Origin of the sequence: Gluconobacter sp. P1D12_c, from assembly GCF_018812105.1 — a bacterium.
Classification (GTDB): domain Bacteria; phylum Pseudomonadota; class Alphaproteobacteria; order Acetobacterales; family Acetobacteraceae; genus Gluconobacter; species Gluconobacter oxydans_A.
In genome coordinates, this window is record NZ_JACSIQ010000003.1 from 108,131 (window position 1) to 133,043 (window position 24,913).

At 54.4% G+C, this 24,913-nt stretch carries 26 protein-coding genes; 22 read left to right on the plus strand and 4 right to left on the minus strand.

The features are described 5' to 3' along the window. Positions 1-15 precede the first annotated feature (15 nt). From moaC to KP705_RS04355, 4 genes are all read left to right on the plus strand, one after another. Positions 16-498, plus strand: a complete 483-nt coding sequence (gene moaC, locus KP705_RS04340) for a cyclic pyranopterin monophosphate synthase MoaC (RefSeq protein WP_046901124.1) — start codon at positions 16-18, stop codon at positions 496-498. Continuing rightward, positions 495-1,322 (plus strand): NTP transferase domain-containing protein, encoded by an 828-nt coding sequence (locus KP705_RS04345; RefSeq protein ID WP_046901125.1) that lies wholly within the window; start codon positions 495-497, stop codon positions 1,320-1,322. Before moaC ends, KP705_RS04345 begins: the two co-directional genes overlap by 4 nt. Further along, the gene (locus KP705_RS04350; RefSeq protein ID WP_203547728.1) at positions 1,319-1,825 is read left to right on the plus strand and encodes a molybdenum cofactor biosynthesis protein MoaE; all 507 of its coding nucleotides are present in this window, start codon (positions 1,319-1,321) and stop codon (positions 1,823-1,825) included. Before KP705_RS04345 ends, KP705_RS04350 begins: the two co-directional genes overlap by 4 nt. A 200-nt stretch (positions 1,826-2,025) precedes the next feature. Further along, complete coding sequence (locus KP705_RS04355) at positions 2,026-2,586, plus strand: hypothetical protein (protein ID WP_174694845.1); 561 nt, start codon at positions 2,026-2,028, stop codon at positions 2,584-2,586. 124 nt (positions 2,587-2,710) lie between these two features. On the opposite strand, the gene KP705_RS04360 is transcribed toward KP705_RS04355, so the two are convergent. Together KP705_RS04360 and KP705_RS04365 are read right to left on the minus strand one after the other, a co-directional pair. Then, positions 2,711-2,917: a molybdopterin-binding protein gene (locus KP705_RS04360; protein ID WP_046901128.1), complete on the minus strand. Its 207-nt coding sequence runs from the start codon at positions 2,915-2,917 to the stop codon at positions 2,711-2,713. A 118-nt stretch (positions 2,918-3,035) separates the two neighbouring features. Further along, positions 3,036-4,175 carry a type III PLP-dependent enzyme gene (locus KP705_RS04365; RefSeq protein WP_046901129.1) on the minus strand — a complete coding sequence of 380 codons (1,140 nt, stop codon included), beginning with the start codon at positions 4,173-4,175 and terminating at the stop codon, positions 3,036-3,038. Between the two features lie 382 nt (positions 4,176-4,557). Between KP705_RS04365 and KP705_RS04370 the strand changes: the two genes are divergently transcribed. After that, the gene (locus KP705_RS04370; protein ID WP_046901130.1) at positions 4,558-5,706 is read left to right on the plus strand and encodes a YihY/virulence factor BrkB family protein; all 1,149 of its coding nucleotides are present in this window, start codon (positions 4,558-4,560) and stop codon (positions 5,704-5,706) included. Positions 5,707-5,736: 30 nt separating this feature from the next. Here KP705_RS04370 and KP705_RS04375 read toward each other — a convergent pair whose 3' ends face one another. Continuing rightward, a complete protein-coding gene (locus tag KP705_RS04375; RefSeq protein WP_308267186.1) occupies positions 5,737-6,354 on the minus strand; it encodes a septal ring lytic transglycosylase RlpA family protein in 618 nt (205 codons plus the stop codon). A gap of 155 nt (positions 6,355-6,509) precedes the next feature. On the opposite strand from KP705_RS04375, the gene aroQ reads away from it, so the two are divergent. From aroQ to KP705_RS04395, 4 genes are read left to right on the plus strand one after another with little or no spacing between them, the layout of a single operon-like run. Beyond that, positions 6,510-6,959 carry a type II 3-dehydroquinate dehydratase gene (gene aroQ / locus KP705_RS04380; protein ID WP_023943307.1) on the plus strand — a complete coding sequence of 150 codons (450 nt, stop codon included), beginning with the start codon at positions 6,510-6,512 and terminating at the stop codon, positions 6,957-6,959. Next, the gene (locus KP705_RS04385; RefSeq protein ID WP_203547725.1) at positions 6,956-7,411 is read left to right on the plus strand and encodes an acetyl-CoA carboxylase biotin carboxyl carrier protein subunit; all 456 of its coding nucleotides are present in this window, start codon (positions 6,956-6,958) and stop codon (positions 7,409-7,411) included. Before aroQ ends, KP705_RS04385 begins: the two co-directional genes overlap by 4 nt. Beyond that, positions 7,411-8,760 carry an acetyl-CoA carboxylase biotin carboxylase subunit gene (gene accC, locus KP705_RS04390; RefSeq protein ID WP_046901132.1) on the plus strand — a complete coding sequence of 450 codons (1,350 nt, stop codon included), beginning with the start codon at positions 7,411-7,413 and terminating at the stop codon, positions 8,758-8,760. Before KP705_RS04385 ends, accC begins: the two co-directional genes overlap by 1 nt. Before the next feature lie 15 nt (positions 8,761-8,775). Then, a complete protein-coding gene (locus KP705_RS04395; RefSeq protein WP_046901133.1) occupies positions 8,776-9,345 on the plus strand; it encodes an NIPSNAP family protein in 570 nt (189 codons plus the stop codon). Positions 9,346-9,447: 102 nt separating this feature from the next. Here KP705_RS04395 and KP705_RS04400 read toward each other — a convergent pair whose 3' ends face one another. Beyond that, positions 9,448-10,122, minus strand: a complete 675-nt coding sequence (locus KP705_RS04400) for a YfdX family protein (RefSeq protein ID WP_215764103.1) — start codon at positions 10,120-10,122, stop codon at positions 9,448-9,450. A 438-nt stretch (positions 10,123-10,560) separates the two neighbouring features. Between KP705_RS04400 and edd the strand changes: the two genes are divergently transcribed. The 13 genes from edd (at position 10,561) to KP705_RS04465 (ending at position 24,913) form a co-directional block, all read left to right on the plus strand. Beyond that, complete coding sequence (gene edd / locus KP705_RS04405; protein WP_046901135.1) at positions 10,561-12,408, plus strand: phosphogluconate dehydratase; 1,848 nt, start codon at positions 10,561-10,563, stop codon at positions 12,406-12,408. Between the two features lie 12 nt (positions 12,409-12,420). Then, entirely contained in the window at positions 12,421-13,044 is a 624-nt protein-coding gene (eda, locus tag KP705_RS04410; RefSeq protein ID WP_099213145.1) for a bifunctional 4-hydroxy-2-oxoglutarate aldolase/2-dehydro-3-deoxy-phosphogluconate aldolase, read from the plus strand. Between the two features lie 214 nt (positions 13,045-13,258). Then, the gene (locus tag KP705_RS04415) at positions 13,259-13,822 is read left to right on the plus strand and encodes a metal-dependent hydrolase (RefSeq protein ID WP_080951476.1); all 564 of its coding nucleotides are present in this window, start codon (positions 13,259-13,261) and stop codon (positions 13,820-13,822) included. Next, entirely contained in the window at positions 13,819-15,396 is a 1,578-nt protein-coding gene (gene purH, locus KP705_RS04420; RefSeq protein ID WP_046901137.1) for a bifunctional phosphoribosylaminoimidazolecarboxamide formyltransferase/IMP cyclohydrolase, read from the plus strand. The genes KP705_RS04415 and purH overlap by 4 nt, the downstream gene beginning before the upstream one ends. Next, complete coding sequence (locus tag KP705_RS04425; protein WP_046901138.1) at positions 15,393-15,746, plus strand: hypothetical protein; 354 nt, start codon at positions 15,393-15,395, stop codon at positions 15,744-15,746. The genes purH and KP705_RS04425 overlap by 4 nt, the downstream gene beginning before the upstream one ends. A gap of 526 nt (positions 15,747-16,272) precedes the next feature. Continuing rightward, positions 16,273-17,127 (plus strand): hypothetical protein, encoded by an 855-nt coding sequence (locus KP705_RS04430; RefSeq protein ID WP_152659238.1) that lies wholly within the window; start codon positions 16,273-16,275, stop codon positions 17,125-17,127. Between the two features lie 13 nt (positions 17,128-17,140). Next, positions 17,141-17,863 carry a flagellar hook assembly protein FlgD gene (locus tag KP705_RS04435; protein WP_046901140.1) on the plus strand — a complete coding sequence of 241 codons (723 nt, stop codon included), beginning with the start codon at positions 17,141-17,143 and terminating at the stop codon, positions 17,861-17,863. 164 nt (positions 17,864-18,027) lie between these two features. Beyond that, positions 18,028-19,695: a flagellar basal-body MS-ring/collar protein FliF gene (fliF, locus tag KP705_RS04440; RefSeq protein ID WP_046901141.1), complete on the plus strand. Its 1,668-nt coding sequence runs from the start codon at positions 18,028-18,030 to the stop codon at positions 19,693-19,695. 2 nt (positions 19,696-19,697) lie between these two features. Further along, entirely contained in the window at positions 19,698-20,711 is a 1,014-nt protein-coding gene (locus KP705_RS04445; protein ID WP_203547716.1) for a flagellar motor switch protein FliG, read from the plus strand. Next, a complete protein-coding gene (locus KP705_RS04450; RefSeq protein WP_215764104.1) occupies positions 20,708-21,379 on the plus strand; it encodes a hypothetical protein in 672 nt (223 codons plus the stop codon). Before KP705_RS04445 ends, KP705_RS04450 begins: the two co-directional genes overlap by 4 nt. Before the next feature lie 5 nt (positions 21,380-21,384). Continuing rightward, positions 21,385-21,717, plus strand: coding sequence for a flagellar motor switch protein FliN (fliN, locus tag KP705_RS04455; RefSeq protein WP_099213153.1), 333 nt, complete (start codon positions 21,385-21,387; stop codon positions 21,715-21,717). Positions 21,718-21,863: 146 nt separating this feature from the next. After that, positions 21,864-23,945, plus strand: a complete 2,082-nt coding sequence (gene flhA, locus KP705_RS04460; RefSeq protein ID WP_374195551.1) for a flagellar biosynthesis protein FlhA — start codon at positions 21,864-21,866, stop codon at positions 23,943-23,945. A gap of 125 nt (positions 23,946-24,070) precedes the next feature. Continuing rightward, a complete protein-coding gene (locus KP705_RS04465) occupies positions 24,071-24,913 on the plus strand; it encodes a carbon-nitrogen hydrolase family protein (protein WP_046901146.1) in 843 nt (280 codons plus the stop codon).

Genomic DNA, 24,913 nt, shown 5'->3' on the forward strand with positions numbered 1-24,913 from the left:
GGGAGATCAGGACGGATGAAAACGCTCACTCATGTTGATGAACGTGGTGAAGATCCGCGCATGGTGGATGTCAGCGGCAAGACCGTGACAGACCGCACGGCTCATGCTCAGGCCCGTGTTCTCTTTCCCCGGGACGTTGCGCAGACGCTGAGTGATGCCGGGTTCATGACCAAGAAGGGCGCGGTACTGACTGTCGCGCAGATTGCGGGTGTCATGGGCGTGAAAGCGACGTCCCAGCTGATCCCGCTGTGCCATCCCCTATCCCTGAACGGATGTCGCGTGGAAATCAGCATGGAAGGCGATGAAGCCGTCATTGACTGCCGCGTGTCCTGCCAGGGCAAGACAGGCGTGGAAATGGAAGCCCTGACGGGTGCCTCAGTCGCTGCCCTGACGATCTATGACATGTGTAAGGCCCTGTCTCATGACATGGTCATTCGCGAAGTGAAGCTTATGGGGAAGGCCGGTGGAAAGCGTGACTTCCAGCGGATTGAAGCATGAGGCCGCTTTACGGCCTGGTTCTGGCGGGTGGCGTCAGCGCGCGGATGGGGCAGGACAAAGCTGAGCTGTCCTATCATGGAGCGCCCCAGTTACAGGTGGCGTATGACGCGCTTTCTCCGCTTGTAGAACGCTGTTTTGTCTCTGTGCGTCCGGCACAGAAAGAGGATCCGCTACGGGCACGCTTTCCTCAGATTGTTGACACTGTCACGGTAGACGGTCCAGCCGCTGGTCTTCTGTCTGCACATCAGGCATTCCCGGAGGCCGCCTGGGTGGTTCTGGCGTGTGATCTGCCACTTCTGGATCAGGTTACGCTTGAAACTCTGATTGCTGCCCGTGATGATCAGCATGTGGCGGTGGCTTATCGCAGCGAACATGACGGACTGCCAGAACCTCTCTGTGCGATCTGGGAGCCGAGAGCGCTGGACGCTCTGGCGCTTCAGGTCGAAGGAGGGCGGAAGTGTCCTCGTAAGCTTCTTATCAATAGCCAGACGTTACTGCTTTCCCCGCGGACAGTCGGTGCTCTGGATAACATCAATACTCCGGAAGAACGTGCAAGCGTCTCACGGCGATTGGGAGGACAGATGATCCGCCTCGATGTGGAATATTTTGCTCAGATGCGTGAACTCGCAGGGCACAAAATGGAAACTGTGGAAACGCATTTTGGAACGGTCGGCCCGCTTTATGAGCAGCTGAAAGAGAAATATGGCTTTCCGTTCGAGGCTGATCGCCTGCGGGTTGCCTTGAATGGAGATTTCGCACCTTGGACGCAGCCCCTGAAGAGCGGGGACCACGTTGTGTTTATTCCGCCGGTGACCGGCGGATGACCCATTTTCTAATGGCTGATGCGCCAGTCGATCTGAACATGCTGCGAGAGGGCTTACATCTGGCCGAAGCTGGTGGCTTCTGCACTTTTGAAGGCTGGGTTCGCAATAGCAACGAGGGCCGTCCAGTGGATGGTCTGGAATATGAATCCTACGCTGCTCTCGCAGAAAAAGAAGGTGCGCGGATTATTGAAGAAGCATTGGCCCGATTTGAAATCAGCCATGCTGTGGCCATGCACCGGACAGGAACACTACGGGTTGGTGATGTTGCCGTCTGGATCGGCGTGTCTGCGCCTCATCGCGATGCGGCGTTCCGGGCCTGTCGTTATATCATCGACGAGATCAAGCACCGGGTGCCCGTCTGGAAGAAAGAGCATTATCTGGATGGTGACGCCGAATGGGTGGCTTGCCATCACTGTCAGGTCGCTCCCCGGATAAGCGATGACAATCACGGGCACGACCATCATCACCACCACGATCATGGGTCTTGCGGTCACAAGCACTGATCTATTGCCTGGCGAGTACGTCTGACTCTTGCCGGGCATTCTCTTTCTTTTTGAAAATCAGAGTGTTGCTGTCCTCTTTCCAGAAGAGGGCGGCGAGCATTTTTTTCGTACCACAAGCGTGCGGTCACGCATTTTTAGTTTGATATTGCAAATCATTCTCAATTAGAGTGTCTCTGGTTCTGCTGATTCGGAGATTGATCATGACACGGACACCGCTTTTCCTGTCTGACCTGTGCTGCTGCGAAAGACTGGCACTCTGGAGTATCCGGTGTCTGGTCAGCCGATACCGCCTGCCGTACTGCCATGAAACCCGCACGACGGATGGCATGTTTCCGGCATCTTTCCGTCCTGTTCTTGATGCCGCGGAGCGCGCGTTCGAGGATGCAGCCCAGCATCTGAGAGAAGCCGGGCAGCCTGTGCTGGATATCAATCCGCCGGGCTCTCAGGGGCTGACTGCCATGGAGGAGCGCTTTCTCCAAGGGATCCAGACCGTGCAGAATGATGGCCAGAAGGAAGTCTTCCACCTTCTTGCCGACCTTTTCCCCGAGCGACTGATGCAGGGTTACATCGTCACCGCTCTCGCTCTGATTTCAGACTGTATGGCTGGGATTGGTCACTGGCTTCCGCGGCATGAGCGCAAGACGGCAGGGGCCGGAGCTTTGTCATCTCTGGCACGATGGAAAAAGATTCATCCGGCTGAAATGCGGGTGCTTTGGCCACGCGATATCCCCCAGGCCTGGGCGGGACGCACTCTGCACTGAATTCCGCTGAATTCTGCAAGAGACGAAACACCATAGCCTTCTGGGCTTGGATTTGAAAGCGGTCAGACCTCACTAGATTGCCATGCAATCGTGAGTGAAGTCTTGACCGAATGGGCGTGTGGGCTCAGTCCACGCCAACCATAACGCTGGAAGCCTTGATAACGGCATAGGCTTCCTTGCCCACTGTCAGTGACAGTTCCTCAACAGCTTCATTGGTGATGGCACTAGTAATAATCGTGCCGTTGACGTCGATCGTGATGTGAGACGTCGTTGCGCCTTTTACGATCTGCGTAATCTGACCTTTGAGCTGATTACGTGCGCTGAGTTTCATGATGCTGTCCTTTTGCTACCCCCTTGGAGATGGGGGTGACACATTAGGACACAAGGCCTGAGGAAGTGGACAAGGCTTTTTTCGGGGATGGCCTGTGCCACCCCCAATCAGAAGCGTCTTAGATATAGTGCTCGGTCAGGGGCGGAAAACCATTGAACCCGACGGAGCAGTAGGTCGAAACATAAGCGCCAGTCGCCAGGATTTCGATGCGATCTCCAGACTTTAGGCTGTTCGGCAGCGGGATGCGGTTCTTCTCATAGAGAATATCGACACCATCGCAGCTTGGTCCTGCCACGACGCAGGGGGAACGTGAGCTGTCAGTGTCGTCGCGAGACGTGCGGAATGTGTAGCGAATGGCTTCACCTTCCGTCTCCGCGAGGCCACCGAAGCGTCCGATGTCCAGATAGACCCAGCGTGGGTCTGTTTCTGCACCGCCACGACGGCTCACAAGAATGACCTCGCTCGACACTACACCAGCCTGGCCAACCATATATCGGCCTGGCTCCAGCAGAACCTCTGGCTGCCCATCAGGAAAGTGCTCACGGAGAGCGGCCTGAATGGCAGCGCCAAATTCCTGCACAGACGGAATGTCTTCCCGATAATGGGTTGGGAAGCCGCCGCCCAGATTGATCATCTGAAGGTCAAGGCCTTCAGCTCGCAGTTCGTGGTAGAGGCGTGCGGCCGTTGCAATGGCGTGCTGGTAAGCGGCGATACCCGTCTGCTGGCTTCCGACATGGAACGAGAGGCCATAGGGACGCAGGCCCAGATCGCGCGCACGGATCATCAGGTCGCGGGCGTGGGCGATTGTTGTGCCGAATTTGCGCGACAGCGGCCAGTCAGCGCCTTCGTTCTCAACAGCCAGGCGGCAGAAGACGCGGGCGCCTGGTGCGTTCTCGGCAATCTTTTCGAGCTCTTCCATGCTGTCGAGCACAAAGAGATCAATGCCCATGTCCCGGGCTTCACGGATGGCCCCAACCTTCTTGAGCGTATTGCCGTAGGAGATGCGATCAGGTGTGGCGCCAGCCTTCAGGCACATCCGGATTTCTTCGAGCGATGCTGCATCGAAAGACGACCCCAGAGCGACAAGGCGCTTCAGGATAGACGGTGCCGGATTGGCCTTGATGGCATAATAGATCTTGCCAGCCGGTAGGGCGTCGTGAAGGGCACGATAGTTGCTTTCCACAACATCGAGATCAACGACGAGGCAAGGGGTTGCCGGCTGCTGCTCGGCAAGAAAACGGGTGATTTTGGGAGTCATGACACTCTTTCCCAGAACCGGACTCGTCAGGGAACAGTTACACCCTGCGAGTGTGTTGCGAAACGGTCGAACGGACCAGCGAATAGCGGGGACCCAAAAGAAGCGGGACCCGGAAGGCCAGAACGCTTGACGTCGTTGCGTAACCTCGAGAGGGCCAGTGGCACGTGCGTTGCTGCGTGACGGGGCGTATGAAACCAAAGCTCCGTCGTTGCAAGAGCTAATTTTGCATTATTTATGTTTTGGAAATATTGAAGGGATAGAAATCAGGGCAAATTCGGAACGCAGAAGGTGATTTCTGCGTATGCTAGGTTCTGTCGATCTCGAAAACGGAACGACTTAATCTCGCCTGTTGCCCATAACAGGAACTGCCGAGGACCCCTGAGTGAGCTTATTCCCCGATTCTGCGTCAGCTTCCGGTTCAGCGCCAGACGCACCTTCGGAACCTGACCGGAAACAAATCCACCAGGACATCCAGCGTGTCCATGATCTGACGCCTGAACCTAGCGAAGAAGACATTCGCAAGGCACGTGAACTTGGCCCGGATGCGCCGGGCACAGGAGCGAGCTCACCCCTGAGCATGCCCAAGGCGGGGTGGAAGATCGTCCTGCGTCAGGTTTTCTCGGAAGTGGGATCGTCTCAGACGTCCCTCTCTGCTGCGGGTTGTGCGTTTTACGCCACGCTTTCTCTCTTCCCAGCCATATCGAGTCTGATCTCGCTATATGGTCTGGCTTTCGATCTGCAGACTGTTGAGCCGCAGCTTGAAGTGCTGCGTCATCTTCTGCCGCCAACAGCTTATTCGCTGATTGGCAATCGTATTCACGAGCTGGTTTCCCAGCCGCATACGTCTCTGACCATAGGGCTGATTTTTTCTGTTTCCGTCGCGTTGTGGTCCGCTTCAGCCAGTACGAAGTCAATTCTGTCTGCGTTGAATATGGCGTACAATGCTACCGAAACGCGCGGTTTTCTAAGATTTCAGGCCACAGCTCTGGCTACGACCCTTATGGCTGTTGTTGGTGCCGCGCTGACATTGGCATTGATGGTGGCGGCGCCTGCATTGGTTGATTACCTTCCGCGGTATCTGGGCTTCAGAAAGCCGCCCCCGCCGTTTGATCTTCTGGTCTCGTATGGCGCACCACTCGTCGTGCATACCCTCGCGCCGATTTTGATGCTGTTGTTCGTTTTCGTGGCAGTCACGATGCTTTACCGCTTTGCCCCGAGCCGCGAGCCAGCAAAGTGGCGGTGGATATTTCCCGGATCAGCAGTGGCGACTGTGCTGTGGGTTCTCATGTCACTTGGATTTTCGTGGTACGTCGCGCACTTTGCGAGTTACGGCGCAACCTATGGGCCCTTGGGCGCAGTTGCGGCGATTATGATGTGGTTCTTTGTCAGTGCGTATGTTGTGCTCTTCGGGGCAGAGCTGAACGCAGGGCTGGAAGAGCGCATTAAAGGTGCGCAGCCCCGGATTGCTGGTCTGCCACAACCAGACCCTTTGATTGCTGAAGCCGTTACGGCCGAAAGTACACCCCGGTAACCACCGGGGTAACTCAGCCCATCCGTCGTTTTAACGGTGGGTGGGCTGCTTTGTGGTGTCAGATTGGTTGCCCGCAGCTTTAATGGCCTGTTCGCTCGTATCCTTGGACTCGGCTTCCGCAACTTCGCTCGCGACATCTGACGCAGGTTTGTCAGCCATACGGGCAATGGTGACGTGGGCAGTTCCGCTGTTCAGCATTCCGATCTTCGCCGCCGCCGCATGTGACAGATCGATGATGCGGCTATTGAACGGCCCGCGATCGTTCACTGTGACGACAACAGAACGGCCCGTATCTTCAGACGTCACCAGCAGTTTTGTGCCAATTGGCAGGGAAGGGTGTGCGGCTGTCAGATCATTTGTGTTGAAGATCGTCCCGCTACTGGTGCGACGTCCGTGGAAATGACGACCATACCAGCTCGCCATGCCATGCTGCGTCCAGGACGCGGCCTTGTGAGCCCGGTTTGCTAGCGCGGATCGAACAGAGGCTGCCCAGCTGGTCCGGACCGTCCCCGCTGCATCACCAGAAGAATCGTCTGCTGCATGGGCAGTCGTTCCACCTGCAATTCCGGCAAGCGCGAGTGCAAATGTCATGCTGCGCAGGGGAGACAGTCGACGGGATGAGCGAATGGCAGGCGGGGCAAATTTCACTAGACTGGTATCTTCTCCAGTGGACGAAAACGGGCTTGAGCCGTGCTTCCTAGCACAAAACCATGGGCCTGTCCCCCTTTTGAAGCCTGCGAAGACGGCAGGATTAGGGCGATGACGCTTTCATGACGGCTCCGAAAGTGCTATCGCGCGGCCAGATGAAACGTCCTCTCATTGCCGTTCTGAACGGTCCGAATCTCAATATGCTGGGTCTACGCCAGCCTGGAATCTACGGTCACGCTACGCTCGACGATGTCGAGCAGGTGTGTATTCAGGCTGCTGAACGCCTCGATGTCGCGATCGATTTTCGCCAGACAAACGGTGAGGGAGAACTTGTGTCCTGGGTGCAGGAGTGTCGCGGCCGCGCTGATGGAATCGTGATTAATCCTGCTGCTTATGGGCATACCTCGATTGCCCTGCTCGACGCGCTTCTTGCTGTTGAGTTGCCGATAGTTGAGGTTCATATTTCCAACATTCATCGCCGGGAGCCATTCCGCCATCATACCTACGTCTCGCAGGCCGCCATCGGTGTGATCTGCGGCCTCGGCGTCAGGGGATATGCGCATGCGCTTCAGGCAATAACCGACATGATCGAAGACGAAGGATGAGCCGCATGCTCGTGGACAAGGATGCCATTCGGGCATTGGCCGATATTCTGACGCAGACCGGCCTGACCGAAATCGAGATCTCCGAAGCTGATAGTCGCATTCGTGTGGCGCGCAACGTCAACGTGGTTCAGGCTGCTGCACCAGCCGTTGCGGCCGCTCCCGCCGCAGCACCAGCCGCTGCTCCTGTTGCGGCACCTCCGGCTGATCCTGCCAAGCATCCTGGTGCGGTTCCCAGCCCGATGGTGGGTGTCGCCTATCTGGCGCCGGATCCGGCTTCCCCGGCCTTCGTTCAGGAAGGTCAGACCGTTTCTGCCGGTCAGACGATCATGCTGATCGAAGCCATGAAAACCTTTAACCAGATCAAGGCTCCTCGCTCCGGTACCCTGACAAAGTTTTTTGTCGAGTCTGGGCAGCCTGTTGAATTTGGCGAAGCTCTGGCGATCATCGAGTAATGATTTCTAAAGTCCTTATTGCCAATCGAGGCGAGATCGCGCTGCGTATCCAGCGCGCCTGCCGTGAGATGGGCATCAAAACCGTGGCTGTGCATTCGACGGCAGACGCCGATGCAATGCATGTGCGTCTTGCCGATGAGGCCGTCTGCATCGGTCCGCCGAGTGCGCGCGATTCTTATCTGAATGTCGCTGCCATTCTGTCCGCCGCCATGATTACGGGCGCGGATGCCATTCATCCGGGTTATGGCTTTCTGTCAGAAAATGCCGAGTTCGCCGAGACCGTTGAAGAGCATGGTCTGGCGTTCATTGGCCCGACGGCGGAGCATATCCGCACGATGGGCGATAAGATCACGGCTAAGACGACCATGCGTGCGCTTGGCGTGCCGCTGGTGCCAGGCTCCGATGGAGCACTGGTCGATATTCAGGCCGCCCGTGAAGTCGCCGAGAAGGTCGGTTATCCGGTCCTGATCAAGGCCGCTGCCGGCGGTGGTGGTCGCGGCATGAAGGTTGCGCAGACGGCAGACGATATCGAGGAAGCCTGGTCGGTAGCTCGTGCAGAAGCCCGTGCCGCCTTCGGCAATGACGAGGTCTATCTCGAGAAGTATCTTGATCGCCCGCGTCATATCGAGCTTCAGATCCTTGGCGATGCCCATGGCAACGTGGTGCATTTCGGCGAGCGTGACTGCTCCCTCCAACGTCGTCACCAGAAGCTGCTTGAAGAAGCCGGTTCCCCGGCTCTGACGGATGCCGAACGTGAAGAAATCGGTCGGACCTCGACCGAGGCTCTGGCTCGCATGGGCTACCGGAATGCTGGCACGCTTGAGTTCCTGTATCAGGATGGCCAGTTCTGCTTCATCGAGATGAATACCCGCCTTCAGGTGGAACATCCGGTGACGGAAATGGTGTGCAGTGTCGATCTGGTGCGTGAGCAGATCCGTATCGCTGCTGGTGAGCAACTCGGTTATACGCAAAAGGACATCAAGATGTCCGGCCATGCGATCGAGTGCCGCATCAACGCCGAAAACCCGGAAACTTTTGCGCCGAGCCCGGGCACGGTCAATGTTTTCCATGCCCCAGGTGGCCTTGGTGTGCGAATGGACAGCGCCATTTACGCTGGCTATCGCATCCCGCCTTACTACGACAGCATGATTGCCAAGCTCATCGTTCATGCGCCGACGCGTCAGGAAGCCATTGCCCGCATGCAGCGTGCTCTGGATGAATGTGTGGTGGATGGAGTGGAAACGGTTATTCCGCTTCATCGGAAAATTCTGGCGGATCCGACTTTCCAGAAAGGTGACTACACAATTCACTGGCTGGAAAACTTTGTCGCCGCCCAGACCAAATCCTGAAGCGGAGATAACGTGATGAGTTATGTAGAGACCATCTTTCTGGACGTTCAGCCTGGGCATATCCCGCAGGTGGTCTCTGCTCTCTCAGGTTTTGAGGGGGTAGGGGCATGGGTGACCGAAATAGGTCGCCTGAACCGCATTACCCTTCTCAGGACAGCGCAGACCTACGAGGCGCTCTTGAATGGCCGTCCAGACGTCTTGTCTAGCCTGCCTCATGAGAACCTGGTTCGGGTGGAAGTGACGTCTTGGCGCGCCATCACGCCTGTCGCCAGCCCCGGCTCTTATGGAAGTGTCTATGAATGGCGCTGCTATGAGGCCAAGGCGGATGGCATGCCTGACGTTGAGGAGCGCTTCCTCGCTGCGGTGCCGGAAAGAGAAGCGGTCTCCCCGCTGACGTGCACACTCGTCTCTCTTGAGGGCACGCCGCGCATTGCGCATCTGTGGCCTTATGCAGACCTGAATGCACGATCAGAAAAGAGGGCCGCTGCTGTGGCTACCGGAAGCTGGCCGCCAAAAGTCGCGCCGTTTCTGACGCGAATGGAAAGCGAGATTCTGCTGCCATTGGCGATCTCTCTCTGGAACTGAAGTGTTCGGTCTTTAGTGTCCGTATTCAAAAAAGGCGGCCTGCAGAATATGCAGGCCGCCTTTTTTTGTTTCTGGTTCCGCGCGTTAGATGTGCGCGAGAGCTTACTTCTTGGTCGGATTTGCTGGGGCCAGTGTCGTAACGAAGTCTTCGGACACGAACACAATGGAATCCAGAGCTTCATCCAGAGCCTCTACGGCCTGTTGCGGATGGCGACCTTCCGTGAAGACAGTTGCCCGATTGATTGCACCCTGGAACGGAGCAATCGGGGCTAGGGCGAGAATGAAGTCCGCATTCTGGCCAACGACTTTCATTGTCTGGGCAGCTGAGTCCGTATCACCGTTCTTCAGCTGAGCATTTGCAGATGCGACGGCTGCTTTCTGCTCCGGGGCAAGGGTCTCGCTGGCAATGAACTCACCACCCACGGGTAGCCAGTCAACCTGGCCGGAGACCGCATGATGCGTTGAGGAAAGTGGGTGCTGTGGGGCTGCGTGCAGATCGTTCTCTGCGGCCTGGAACTTCTGACTGGCCGTTGTTGCGGCTGTCAGTCGCTTCTGGGCGTCGTAAAGAGCCGGAATGGCCGCATCTGTCTGTCCGGCACTCAGGATCTGACGTGCCTTGAGAATGTCCGTAACGGCGCGTTGTCCGTCAGCAGAGAGGTGATGGAATGCCCGGTGGGCTTTGAAAGATTCCCAGTCCTTATGAAGAGATCCGGCATGCGCTGGCATGGCGGAGAGTGTCAAAGCTGCTGATGCAAGGATGGGAAGTAGAATTCGCATGATGAGATCCTAGTGGATATAAAATCAATATCGAGAAACATAAAAACATAATTCAGAATCTATCAAATGAAAGTTGATTTATATTTCATCATTAATCCGGATCAATTTCGTTCTGATTTCCTGTGGCAGGAATTCATTTTGAGTATTTGCTCATCATCGCATCTGCGTATATGAAAATACATAATATTGAAAATACTGGGTAAATCTGAGTTTGTACTTTATTTTCATTTTTTCGAAAAAAAACGGTTTAAATGAAAAGATAAAAAGCCATTCTGAGAAATAAAAATAATAAATTTTCTCGGAAAGGCATTGTGAGGTGTTGCTGTTCCAGGTTCGGTTCCGTATGAAAGTAGCCCCTTCACGAGGCTGTGTCTTTCAGCGGAAAGAGCGTTTTTTCCGTCTGGCAGCGCGTGTGTCAGTCGAGCAGCGAGTGTTCCAATGTCTTTGAATTCCGTCGTCGAGAGCGTGACCGCCCGGATCATCGAGCGTTCGAAAGTCTCCCGTCGCCGTTATCTTGCTCTGATGGAGCGAAACCGGGCCAAAGGCGTCTCCCGCCCACGCCTGGCCTGCGGAAACCTCGCTCACGCCATTGCTGCGGCTGCGTCTGACAAGCCGGAGCTTATGCGTCCGGCCAGCACGAACCTCGGGATTGTGACAACCTACAACGACATGCTGTCGGCGCATCAGCCGTATGGACGTTACCCGGACCAGATGAAGCTGTTCGCCCGCGAAGTTGGGGCAACTGCTCAGATCGCCGGTGGTGCGCCAGCAATGTGTGATGGCGTGACGCAGGGACAGGAGGGAATGGAGCTTTCCCTGTTCTCCCGTGACGTTATTGCCATGTCCACGGCTGTCGGCCTGAGCCACGGCATGTTCGAAGGTGTCGCGCTTCTGGGGATCTGTGACAAGATTGTCCCGGGCCTCCTGATGGGGGCTCTGCGTTTCGGGCATCTGCCGACAATGCTGATCCCGGCCGGCCCTATGCCGTCAGGCCTTCCTAACAAGGAAAAGCAGCGGATCCGTCAGCTCTATGTGCAGGGCAAGGTCGGGCAGGACCGTCTGATGGAAGCGGAAAACGCGTCCTACCATAGCGCTGGCACATGCACCTTCTACGGCACGGCCAACACGAACCAGATGATGGTTGAGATCATGGGTCTCATGATGCCGGATTCTGCCTTCATCAATCCGAACACGCCGCTTCGGCAGGCCATGACGCGCGCAAGCGTGCATCGTCTGGCGGAAATCAGCCTGAATGGCGAAGATGTCCGCCCATTGGCGCAGTGTGTTGATGAAAAGGCCATTGTGAATGCGGCAGTCGGATTGCTGGCAACCGGCGGTTCGACCAATCACACCATCCACCTGCCTGCCATTGCCCGAGCTGCTGGTATCATCATTGACTGGGAAGATCTGAGCCGCCTCTCAGCCGCAGTTCCGCTGATGACGCGCGTTTACCCCAGTGGCTCTGAGGACGTGAACGCCTTCAATCATGTGGGTGGTATGCCGACACTGATTGCTGAGCTTTCCCGTGCCGGCCTTCTGCACACGGACATCATGACGGTCTCGCGCGGCGGATTTGCCGATTATGCCTGCCGTGCCAGCCTGCAGGATGACGAAGTCGTTTACACGCATGCCAAGCCATCGCTGGACCGTGACATTCTCCGGGACGTCAAAGAGCCGTTCAAGGCTGATGGTGGTATCAAGCTTATGCAGGGCAATGTCGGTCGTGGCATCTATAAAAGTAGTGCCATTGCTGAAGAATTCCTGACCATTGAAGCCCCGGCGCGCGTTTTCCATGATCAGCATGATGTCGCCACGGCGTTTCAGAATGGTGAGCTTGAGCGGGATGTCGTCGTTGTTGTGCGGTTCCAGGGGCCAGAAGCCAACGGTATGCCGGAACTGCACAAACTGACGCCAACGCTCGGCGTGTTGCAGGATCGGGGCTACAAGGTGGCTCTTCTGACAGACGGACGGATGTCAGGTGCGAGTGGTAAGGTGCCTGCTGCTATCCATGTCGGCCCGGAAGCTCAGGTTGGGGGCCCGATTGCCCGCGTTCGGGATGGTGACATGATCCGGGTGTGTGCCGTAACGGGGCAGATTGAGGTTCTCGTCGATCCAGCAGAATGGGAGGCACGCGAACCTGTTGCGCCGCCGCCGCCTGCTCTCGGAACCGGACGTGAGTTGTTTGCTCTTATGCGTTCGGTGCATGATCCGGCCGAAACCGGTGCATCGGCCATGCTGGCCCAAATGGATCAGGTAATCGAAGCCGTTGGCGACGCCATTCACTAAGGACCAAATTTCATGACTGATACTGCCAAACTTGATGCTGTCATGACCCGCTGCCCGGTTATTCCGGTGCTGGTGGTCAATGATGTTGCACAGGCTCGTCCCTTGGCTGAAGCGCTGGTCGCTGGTGGCCTGACCACTCTGGAAGTGACGCTGCGGACGCCTTGTGCGCTCGAAGTGATCGAGGAAATGTCCAAGGTTGAGGGTGCGTTTGTTGGTGCCGGCACTGTGTTGAACCCGACGGATCTGGAGCGTGCAGTGAAGGCTGGCTCCCGCTTTATCGTGAGCCCTGGCTTAACCGCACCGCTGGCTGACGCTGCCCGCGACCATGACATGCCTTTCCTTCCGGGCGTCGCAAATGCTGGTGACATCATGCGCGGTCTGGATCTGGGCCTGACACGCTTCAAGTTCTTCCCGGCTGTGACCAATGGTGGCATTCCGGCGCTGAAGAGCTTGGCCAGTGTATTTGGCAATGTCCGCTTCTGCCCGACGGGCGGCATCACTGAAGGGAGCGCTCCGGACTGGCTGGCACTTCCTTCTGTATCCTGTGTCGGCGGATCGTGGATTACGGCAGGTGAGTTCGACGCAAAGACGGTGACGCAGCGTGCTACCGCTGCTGCTCTTTTGCGCCAGAGCTAAGATCCCTTGTAAATTATTCGCTCCATTGAAAACAGGAAGGCGGTCTGGAAGTTATCCGGATCGCCTTTCTTTTTTTCATTGAGGGCCTGTTTCTCTGCTTGAGAACGGATAAAGAACATTCCCAGAAGAAGAGGGGATGGAATTTATGAATATCTTTGCAGGAAAAGGGGTTAGGGCCCTTTCCGATAATGTCCGAATCGGATCATAAGAGCCCGTGACTGGACGTTCTCATCTCCTGATTGGCGGATTTGCTGTTTTGTGTGCGATGCGCTGGCATGTCTTGTCACCTGAGCCTTTTTCGGTCTGTACAGGGTTGCTGGGTAGCCTGCTTCCAGACATTGATACGGAGCGCTCCATGCTTGGGGCCCGGGTCAAATTTCTGTCCCGTTTTCTGGCGCGGACGTTTGGTCATCGTGGGATAACGCATTCCGGTGTTGTATTGCTTTTGATCGCCGCTCTGGTTGGGACTTTTATGAGGGAAGGTGCGCTGCGAGGCCCGATTGGTGCTCTTTTACTGGGCGTTGCCACCCACATTGCGGCTGACCTGCCAACCGGTGGCTGCCAGCTTCTGGCGCCCCTTAGCCGGTCCAGACTGTCTTTCTGGCCCTATGTCCGCACAGGCGGTCTGGGCGAGATCATGCTTCTTCTGCCTACTCTTTTTCTATTAGGGTGGGCAGGGTTCGCGGGACGTGATCCATTTGGTGGTCACGCTCCTTACGTCGTGCATCACCAGCGGTTGCACGGACATGTTTTGAAGGATATTGCATTTCCATCATGACTGAGACCCGACTCCCCGTCCGTCGCGCCCTTCTCTCCGTTTCTGACAAGACGGGACTGATTGAACTGGGGCGCGCGCTTGCCGCCCACGGTGCAGAACTGCTTTCGACGGGGGGCTCGGCAAGGGCGCTGCGTGAGGCGGGTCTGACTGTCAAAGATGTTTCAGAACATACGGGCTTCCCCGAAATTCTTGACGGTCGTGTCAAGACGCTGGTGCCGCAGGTTCATGGCGGCATCCTTGCACGTCGTGACCTGCCGGCTCATCTGAGCCAGATGGAAGAGCACGGCATCGTGCCAATCGATCTGGTCTGCGTTAACCTGTATCCTTTCGCAGCTACGGTTGCATCCGGCGCGGGCGATGAAGACTGTATCGAGAATATCGATATTGGCGGCCCGGCCATGATCCGTGCTGCGGCCAAGAACTTCGATCATGTCACGATCCTGACGTCTCCTCAGCAATACGGTGATTTCGTTCAGTCTCTGGACGCGGGTGGAACGTATTTGAGCGAGCGTCGTGATTATGCCGGTGCTGCGTACGCCCATACGGCGTCTTATGACGGTATGATCTCCCGTTGGTTCGCGGAACGTGCTGGCGAATTGTTGCCTCCTGTTCTGACGCTCAGTGGCTCCCGCGACGAGCTTCTGCGTTATGGTGAAAATCCGCATCAGAAAGCTGCTTTCTACCGTGATGGCAGCACACGGGCGGGCATTGCCACGGCTCGCCAGGTGCAGGGCAAGGCGCTGAGCTACAACAATCTGAATGACACAGATGCAGCGTTCGAGGCTGTTGCCGAGTTTGATGCGCCGACTGTCGTGATCGTCAAGCACGCCAATCCATGCGGTGTGGCGTCTGCTGAAACGCTGGAACAGGCATGGATCGCGGCGCTGCGTTGTGATCCGGTTTCGGCATTTGGTGGCATCGTAGCTGTGAACAGAACGCTAGATGCAGAAACTGCTCAACGTATCAGTGCGATTTTCACGGAAGTGATTGTTGCCCCGGATGCGGACGCCCAGGCTATTGAAATTCTTTCTCGCAAGAAGAACCTGCGTCTATTGCTCACTGGCGGAATGCCTGATCCGGAAGCTGATGGGCTGGCTTTTCGCTCTGTCGCCGGTGGTTTTCTGGCGCAAAGCCGGGATGCAGGCCGCGTCCTTGAGAGCGATCTGAAGGTCGTCACCAAACGCGCGCCCACGGAAACGGAGATGAAAGATCTCTTGTTCGCGTTCCGAGTGGCCAAGCACGTGAAATCCAACGCGGTCATTTATGTTCGCAACAATGCGACTGTCGGGATTGGTGCGGGGCAGATGTCCCGTGTTGATAGTGCGCGCATTGCTGCTCGCAAAAGCGAAGATGCTGCAAATGTTGCGGGTGAGACTGCCCCGTTGACCAAGGGATCTGTGGCCGCATCGGATGCGTTCTTTCCGTTCGCAGATGGCCTTGAGAGTGTTGTTGCTGCTGGTGCTGTGGCTGTGATTCAGCCCGGTGGCTCAATCCGCGATCAGGAGGTGATCGACGCTGCAGATGCAGCTGGAATCGCCATGGTCTTCACTGGCATGAGGCATTTCCGGCATTGAAACCTTTCGCTCTCGCAAGCCTGCTTCTGGCTTTCTCCGCCCCGATGGTCGCCGAGGCCGCGCCATGTCTGTATGACATGTCACCGCTGCCCGTCACGAAAGGGATTGTTTCCCGTATTACGCCTACAGGTGTGATGCTGCGTGATGGGACGACTGTCATTCTTCCAGAGGAACTTCTGGCAGGTGTACGTCTGGCACAGCCTCTTGCGGTGAGGGGGCTCGTGGCAGCATCGACCCACACAGTGCAGGCTTTTGCACTTGATGGCGTTCCGCCAGTTTGCCCGGCGCCAGCAGCAGTTACGCGAGGGCCATTTCCTGGTTCTCCTGGATACGATCACATTCAGAACTGAGTTTTGTGCGCGGCCTCTTTGAAAGGGCCGCGTATAAACCTTTTATTTACGTCTGCCGTGCCACTCTCCTTACCGGTTGTTTCCCCGGGAACTGGAGGGCTTGTCATTGTCGCAGATTTTGTCCGCAGCAAAGCCGGGAATAACGACTGGTGGCAGCACGTTTCCTGTTGGTGCACCACTCGCCTCAGAAGAACGGTTTCAGGATTTTCTGAAAAGTTACGTTCATGAGAAGACTCCGTCCTCTGACTGTGCCGCTCTCTCTCGTAAAAATACGCCGCGGTTGCAGAGTGAAAAGAACGTCCAGATAAACAGAGGGTCTGAGTTCGCCAAGGATCAGCCTGTTTCAACAGAGAACCGCGAGGTCTCTCGAAGTTTAAAACCTTTGAGCTCAGCGACGAAGGTCTCTGCACAGCCTGTCCGTTCGAATTCACTTCCAGAAAAATCTTCGAAAATATCGAACCCGGTCAACATTGCTCGACGCGGATCAGAGCTATCCGCTCATAAATTTTCGACGGATGCATCCTTCATGGAAGCTCCCGAAGTGTCTTCATCGGTGCAGCAAAACGACGTCGTAGACGAGCCTGTGACGACAGAAGAACCTGATCTGGGCCAACACGCAGAACAATTCGCACAGTGTGCGTCGGATCTAGAAGGCGACAACGGCCAGAGTTCGATGTCTGATTTGTCTCTTGGTGTCGCCTCTTTTGATGGCGCGTCGAAATCCACGATAGACCCACTTGAGGTCAAGGAAGACAGGACAGTCTCTGAAATAGAGAGTGTGAATGTGGCGTCTCCCACGTCGGCAGAAAATATTCATGTCTTGCAGGCGTCGAATGCCGAGACTTCGGAATCACTCTTGGAGCTTCCATCCCCGGAATTACAGAATTCCGGCTCCGAACATACGAGCGTTTCAAGCTCCACACGGGACGAAGCCAGCCCGTCATCCTTGAATGGCCCTGTCATTACTCATCAGGCAACGGATCAGCGCCTCAATACCCAGATCGACATTTTCCTGGAACATGACGGCAAGATTCGGATGTCCGTTGCTGAGGACAAAGGGGGTGAACGCCACATCCATATTCTGGCTGAAAATTCGGAGGCGCTCCGTAGTCTTTCTACAAATAAAGAAAGCTTATTGTTGTCGCTGAACCAGAACCTCGTGTCGGCCTCCGCAGATCAGCCTGTGATATCTACAGAGGTCAGTTTTGGTTTACTGGGATCTTTCTCGCAGGACTATCCAACAAATTCCGGCCGGGATGAGGGTCAGAAACGGCCCTTCACGGCTTGTGGTTCCTCTGAGACTTCGTCTGAAGATCTCAGTGAGAACGCCTCTGTTTCTCCTCGAAAATTTTTGCGCGGTGTTGTTGATCTGACCGCTTAAAGGACGCTTTTTAATGGTCTCTTCTGTCACGTCATCATCGCTTCTGAACCAGGCTGTCTCGGCGGCCAAGTCAAGTGCGTCATCTCAGGCGTCGAGTGCATCAACATCCACAGCAAGTAGTGTGGGCAGCGCTGCACTGTCTTCCATGGCAGGGAATTTCAATCAGTTTTTAACACTTCTGACCACTCAACTTCAGCATCAAGACCCCAGTAATCCAACCAGCACGGACAGCTTCACCAGTGAGTTGGCGCAGTTTGCAGGCGTGCAGCAACAGGTTGAGACCAATACTAATCTTACCAGCCTGATTTCTGCCACGCAGGACACTCAGATCACGTCTGGTATTGCGCTAGTCGGTAAAACAACGACAGCCACGACGGCTTCGCTGCCCTTACAAAGCGGTAAGGCTAGCATGACATTTACAGCGGAGCAGGCTGGGCCTGTAGCCATTGCCGTGACCGATGCGAGCGGTCAGGTTGTCAAAACCGACACGATGACGGCCACTGCGGGGACAAATTCCTGGTCTTGGGACGGAAATGATAACAGCGGACAACAAATGTCTGATGGTCAGTATTTCGTAGCTGTTGAAGGGACCGGGACGAGTGGAGAAACGGCATCTTTCCCGACAACAGTTTCCGGTACTGTTACAGGTCTGACACGGACATCGAGCGGCGTTAACGTGCAGATGGGAAGTGCGACTGTTCCGCTGAGTGATCTGGACGGATTTTCAGGAGCCTGAACAGTCAGGGCGGAAAATTCTATCGTTTTAAGCGTCCGTTAACCTTTTCTGTCCACAATGTCTGTCAGTGATTGCAGCAGGACAGGGTGAACGCGCATGTGGGCAGGGCTTGAGGCATCTCCTGAAAAAGCTTGTACGCAGATGACCGTATGGTGGGCGATTAAGTGAAGGCTCTTCTCGCAAATCTGAAGCAGCTAGGCCTCCCACGGCTGGCTGCTCTGGGGGGAGTGGGGGCGGCGCTGCTTGTGTTGCTCGGAGTTCTGGTTATGCACGGGGCAAATTCCACTACTGGACTGCTCTATCGAGATCTGGACCCCAGAGAAGCTGGTGAGATCGTAGATCAGCTTGCTAAGGCGCATATTGCGTATCGCCTGCAGGATCAGGGGGCGACGATCATGGTCCCTGATGACGAGGTGGCAAAAGCACGCCTTCTTCTTGCGAAAAGTGGCCTGCCGTCTGGCGGGTCGGTCGGATACGAGATTTTCGATAAGGGAAACAGTTTTACAGCCACGCAGTTTGAGCAAACGATCAACGAGACGCGTGCGCTGGAAGGGGAATTGGAGCGATCAATCCGCTTGATCCACGGTGTTCGCAATGCTCGTGTTCACCTTGTTCTGCGGCACAGAGAGCTTTTCTCTACGAATGAGCAGGGCGCCCAGGCAAGTGTGCTTCTTTCAATGGAAGGCGCCCGCCGTTTGGATGAGGAAAGTATTGCGGCGGTCGTTAACCTGGTTTCTGCGGCGGTACCGGGGTTAGAGGCGCAGAATATCTCACTCGTAGACAATCGCGGGCATGTCCTGCTGCGCCAGGGCGCGGGAAGCGTCGATGGTAATCAAACGGCAGAAATGCAACGGCAGGCGTTGGAACAACGCATTTCCCGTGAAGTTGAGGACATGTTGGGAGCTTCTGTCGGCATAGGGCGTGTGCGGGTGGAAGCGACCGTGGCGATGAATAATGATCATGTGCGGGAAACTCAGGAAAGTTACGACCCTGACCAGCAGGTTCTTCGTTCTCAGCAAACCAAAAATGACAAAAGTATAAACACACAAGGAACAGCAAATACGACGGTCGGAAACAATCTACCGAATGCTAACGCCGGTCAGCCGCAGAACGGAAGTCAAAGCAGCAGGCAAGAGCAAACGGATAATTACGAGATTGGTAAAAAGGTTCGGACCCTAGTTCAGGATCAGCCGCGCATTTCTCGTATCAGTGTTGCTGTCATGGTTGACGGAGCCGTTCAGACGGACGTGAAAGGTCAACATGTCTGGCAGCCACGAAATACTCAGGAGTTGGAAAGACTAACGGCTCTGACCAAGACTGCCATTGGGTTCGATCAGGCTCGTGGCGATGTTGTTACCGTAATGTCGATGCAGTTTTCGGATATCGAAGCGACAATGCCCGCGCCCCAACAGACGTTTCTGAAGGGAATTTTGAGCCGCTCAAATGAAATGGAAGCTGCGCGTTTCGGTATTTTTGCTTTGTGTCTATTGATGGTGCTTTTCTTTGTCGTACGCCCCTTGTTGCGTCCCCCTGGGGGCGGGCTTCCGGCCGGGCAGCTTCTTTCTGAAGCAAGCAGTGGCGGAGTTTCTCTGCCTGAGTTGGGGGGCACACTGGCGACTGAGGCGGGGAACCCGACAGCTCTTTTGGCTGCTCCATATGATGCCACAGTGCCTCTAACAGAGAGTGACGAAGAGACGGTGGCCGTGAGTGGCGTTTCCGGCCGTATTCGAGCGTCCTCTGTTCAGCGGGTGGTAGACCTCGTGGAAACGCATCCTGCGGAAAGTATTGCACTGATGCGCAGTTGGCTGATGCCGAGACAGGAGGGGCACTAAAAATGATTGGGCTGGAAAAATCTGTCACGGGTGCGCAGAAGTCCGCCATTCTGATGATGGCATTAGGAGAAGAAAACTGCGCTCGCTTGTTTGAGCAGATGCACGAAGAAGAAATTCGAGAAATTTCTGCCGCCATGTCTCAGCTTGGAATGGTCTCGGCAGAAACTGTCGAAAGCGTCTGTCACGAATTCAGCCGGAGCCTCGGGTCTTCAGAAGTTTTGATTGGTGACATCGAAACAACAGAACGATTGCTCAAAAATACGCTCCCCGCTGGGCGAGCCGCGGCCATCATGGAAGAAATTCGTGGTCCTGCCGGGCGAACTATGTGGGACAAACTTGGAAACGTCTCAGAGGCAGTGCTCGCAAACTATTTAAAAAATGAATACCCGCAAACGGTCGCAGTTATTCTTAGCAGGATCAAGGCAGCGCATTCGGCGAAAGTTCTCGCCCTGCTTCCTGAAGAATTTTCGCTCGATGTCATGACGCGGATGCTGAAAATGGAAAATGTGCAGAAAGGTGTTTTGCACAGCGTGGAGCAGACATTAAGATCCGAGTTTGTCTCTAACCTTCCTCGTGGTTCGCATAGAGACAGCCACGAAGTTCTTGCAGACATCTTCAATAATTTTGATCGAAGACTTGAAGAACGCTTTATGACGGCCTTGGATGAACGCAGTCATGATGATGCGGAACGAATTAAAAGCCTCATGTTTACTTTTGAGGAATTGGCTCAGGTTCCTGTAGAGGGCCTTATGGTGTTGCTTAATCAGATTGCACGCGAAAGCTTGCCGATCGCTCTTAAGGGTGCAAGCGAGAAACTGCGAAGTGCATTTCTTGCGGCAATGTCTGAGCGTGCAGGGCGTATTCTTATAGATGAAGTTGAAGCATTAGGCCCTGTGCGCGTTAAGGACGTCGATGCGGCACAGAGTGATATTCTGCTTGTCGCCAAAGTTCTCCTTGATCGTGGGGAAATTGAACTTCTGGATCAAGAACAGGCCGCGAATGAGATGCTCGTATGAGTATTCCTGATTTCGACCGCCGCGATCAGGTGTCCAAAGTTCTTTACGCTGAAGATTTCGACATCCCGGTTTTGTCTCCAGCCGAACCGGAACCTGTCTCAAATCTGTCCTCTTCGGAAATAACCACACCTGAACTCTATACTGCCGAAGATTTAGATTTTGCGTGCAGGCAGGAAAAAGAACGAGTGTCTGCACTCGAACGAAATTTTTATGAAAAAGAAAAGTATGAATGGAAGAACTGTATTGAGAACAATTCTTTAAATATTATAAAAAAAATTTCTGATCAGATAAATCAATGTGCACAGCAAGCCGCTGAAGATTCTTCAATTGCCATTTTTTCTCATCTAGCTAAAATTTTTCCATCCCTTTTGGAGAATTATGGCCCCAGAGAACGGGATGTATTGATTGATAAAATCATGCCAACCCTCAGAGAGGCTGGGCGCATCCGAATAGAAGCTAAATCTCAGGAAATTCAGCATTTATTAACGTTGTGTGAGCGAGAAGGAGTGGAAGTGATTGATTGTCGTGCAGATGACACTTTGGCTTCGGGAGATTTTCGAATTTTTTGGGCGACAGGAAAGGCTTGCCGAGAGGCAGGAACCTTGGTGCAGGAAATTTTGAAAATATTTTCTCTAGATAAAGTTTTACCTGCAGTTAGCGCGGAATAATTGAAATGACTGATACACAGAATAATTTCGATCTTGACGACGTCGAAGCAGTATCGGCTCAGTCTGTAGAGCCGCCGCGCTTCGCTCATGACCTTGAAGCGATCTACGATATCCCTGTAACGGTCAGTGCAGTTCTGGGGCGTGCAAATATGCAGGTGAGCCAGTTATTACGCTTGGGGCGAGGGGCTGTTGTGGAGCTTGATCGAAAGGTTGGTGATTCGATCGACATTCTTGTAAATAATCGTCTGATAGCTCGTGGTGAAGTCGTGATGGTCGATGAGAATAGACTTGGTGTAACCATGACGGAAATTATCAAATCTGGAAAAGTTAAAAACTGAAAAAATTTCCTAATATTTAACTTATATGGATATATTTTCTCTCTAAGATAAAAATTTAATCAGGTAAGACTATTATTATGAACACATCAGAAGGGGTTCTTTCTTCCTTCGTGAAAAAGACCTCTCTCTCTGGTTATTTTCAGAAAATGCCCTTGCCTGCTTGGTTGCAAGGAGGGCAGCGCTGGCTGCCGGGAACGGATGTTGGATTGGCACTGGCTGTTGCCGGATTGCTTTCAGTTCTCGTTTTGCCGCTACCGACATTCATTCTGGATGTCGGGCTGGCCCTCTCAGTCACGGCGTCCGTACTTGTCCTGATGGTCGCTTTGTTTTTAACGCGACCACTCGATTTCACCTCTTTCCCGACATTGCTGCTTCTCACAACATTGCTCCGTCTGTCGCTGGAGGTTGCGACAACCAGACTTATTCTTAGTCACGGTTATGAGGGGATGTATGCGGCTGGCCATGTTGTAGCTGCCTTCGGAGGTTTTCTGATGGGAGGTGACGTCGTAATCGGCGCGATCCTGTTTGCAATCCTCCTAGTTGTGAATTTTATGGTGATCACAAAGGGGTCTGGGCGTATTGCTGAAGTGGCAGCACGCTTTTCGCTGGATGCCATGCCTGGAAAGCAGATGGCGATTGATGCTGAACTGTCTTCTGGCGCCATCAGTGACAAAATTGCGCGGCAGCGCCGTAAAGAACTCCAGGAAGAAAGTGGGTTCTATGGAGCGATGGATGGTGCGGCCAAGTTCGTCCGTGGAGATGCAATCGCGAGTTTGATCATTACGGCCATCAATATTGTCGGAGGGTTAGCCATCGGCATTGGGCGTCATGGGATGTCTGTGGCGGATGCTGCATCTGCGTTTACGACTTTGACGATCGGCGATGGCCTGGTTTCGCAAATTCCAGCTCTGCTTGTCTCTACGGCCTCGGGTATTGTGGTGACCAAGGGAGGTACTGAAGGTGCGGCGGACGTAGCATTGGTGCGGCAACTTGGTGGCAACCCCAAACCCCTTGCTCTGGCAGCTGGCTCAGCGGCTGTCCTGTCATTAATGCCCGGTTTGCCGACGCTTCCCTTTCTTGGTTTGGCAGCTCTTGCAGGAGGAGGGGCGTGGTTGCGACATCGCTCACCTGTTAAGGATCAAGCTGCTGAAGAGGATGCTGTCAGCCTTCCTGAAAACACGCAGTCTGGTGAGCCCCCCATTACCGAAAGCCTCCGCGTCGACCTGCTACGTTTAGAGTTGGGCTTTAATTTGCTCTCAATTGCGAGCGGTGATGGTGCCCGGTTGACTGAACAAATCAAGGTTCTCAGAAGAACAATTGCTGGAGAAATGGGATTTATTCTTCCCCCCGTCCGTATTCAGGACAATCTTCAGCTTTCATCTGACGCGTATGCTGTAAAAATTAAAGAAATCGAAATTGGACATGGAGAAGTACGGATTAGTCGAATTTTGGCGATGAATCCGAAAGGAGGTTTGCCAGACTTGCAGGGTGAGGAAACGCGAGAGCCGGCATTTAATCTCCCTGCATTGTGGATTGATCAAAGTGAACGAGAGAATGCGATTATCAAGGGATATACGGTCGTTGATCCAGCAAGCGTCATTATTACGCACCTAACTGAGTTGGTTCGGGAAAACATGGCTGACCTCCTGTCTTATTCCGAGACACAGAAACTGCTGGATGACATGCCAAGAGATCAGCAGAAACTGATTGTCGATCTTATTCCGTCTCAAGTGTCAGTGAGTGTTGTTCAGAGAGTTCTACAAAGTCTCCTTGCCGAACAGATTTCAATTCGTGATCTGTCGGGTATTTTAGAGGCGCTTCAGGAAGGCTGTGGGCAAGGTCTTAAATCTGTACTGGCGTTGACCTCACATGTTCGGACCCGTTTGGCGCGTCAGATCAGCTTCGCTGTTACCGGACCAAAGGGCTATATTCCTGTTTTGACACTAAGCCCCGATTGGGAAGTCGTGTTGTCAGAGAACATGATTGGTCCTGCAGATGATCGCCAGTTGGCGCTCCCGCCATCTCGCCTTAACGAACTGGTAGGAAAACTGAGGCAGGCTTTGGATGTAGCTTTGGGGCAGGGTGAAAACCCGGTTATTCTTGTCGCCGGGGGGATGCGTCGTCCTATACGAATGATTGTGGAACGCATTCGCCCAGCGACCATGGTTCTCTCGCAAACAGAAATTTCTACTCGCGCAAAGATACGGACCGTCGGGGTCATTCAGTAAGAACCCAAGAGTGCATGGCTCTCGTGGGTTGCAAGCTGCGATCTGAGTCTAAGGGTGTACGGGCTTACCTCGGACTTTGTGATCGCTTATGGTCTCTGGTCATTGCTAAAGGGAATGTACCGACCATGCGTGTTGCACTGATCCAAATGGCTCCTTCGGCTGACCGGGATGCAAATATTGCTCAGGCTCAGCATCTCGTGGCGGATGCAGTAAAAGCCGAAAATCCTGTCTTGGTGGTTTTGCCAGAGGTGTGGAGTTGCCTGGGCGGGACGGCTGAGACCAAGCATGCCAGCGCTGAGCAACTCCCTGCTCCGGGAGAGTCAGGTGGTCCGCTGTATGAGGCTTTGCGCACAATGGCCAAAGAGCATGGCATTTGGGTTCATGGTGGCTCAATCGGAGAAACCGTTTCGGGTGAGGGAAAAGATAAATTGGCGAATACATCGCTGATCTTTGACCCTCACGGCAATGAATGCGGACGGTACAGGAAAATTCACCTTTTTGATGTGGTCACGCCGAATGGGGATGGTTATCGGGAGAGTGATAACTATGTGCCAGGCGACAGCGTAGAGGTTGTAGATATTTCAGGCGTCCCGACAGGTCTCGCCATTTGCTACGATTTGCGTTTTGCTGAGCTGTTTCTTGCATTGCGGGCCGCAGATGTGGCGATGATCATCTTGCCTGCTGCGTTTACACAGCAGACAGGGGAAGCTCATTGGGAAATCCTGATCCGGGCACGTGCGATAGAAACGCAGGCCTGGGTCATTGCCTGTGGGACAGCCGGTTGGCATACGGATGCTGCTGGAAACGAGCGTCAGACGTATGGTCACTCCATGATTGTAAATCCATGGGGCGAGGTTGTTCTGAAACTGGGCGGCGAAGCCACTTGGGGAACTGCCGATCTCGATTTCGATCAGGTGCGTCAGGTGCGTGAACGTATGCCAATTCAGGCAAACAGGCAGTTGATCTGA